The sequence below is a fragment of the Bacillus sp. VA13 genome (genome assembly GCF_055710085.1).
Map to the genome: position 1 here is coordinate 1 of NZ_JBVQPP010000027.1, position 328 is coordinate 328.

General features: G+C 39.6%; 1 protein-coding gene. It reads left to right on the top strand.

All coding sequences use genetic code 11. The features are described 5' to 3' along the window. Window positions 1–328, top strand: a 328-nt coding sequence (locus AC0C66_RS21590) for a DDE-type integrase/transposase/recombinase (protein ID WP_472973710.1), incomplete at both ends; no start/stop codon positions are given.

Below are 328 nucleotides of genomic sequence, written 5' to 3' on the forward strand. Positions count from 1 at the left end.
AACCATAAAACGGTTCAACGTATTATGCAGAAAAATCAATGGCAGTGCCAGGTTAAGGTGAAAAAGCGCAAGAAGAATGGGCAGCCATATGCCGTAGTCGATAATATATTGGATCGGAACTTTAAATTTGATCGCCCTCTTGAAAAACTAGTAACGGACATCACATATTTGCCTTATGGACAGAAACAATTGTACCTTTCAAGTATATTAGATTTATACAATGGAGAAGTGATTGCTTTTACGATTGGCGATAAGCAGGACACAGACTTTGTCTTAGACACACTTGATCAGCTGCCAACACTGCCTGAGAACTGCGTGTTACATAGTG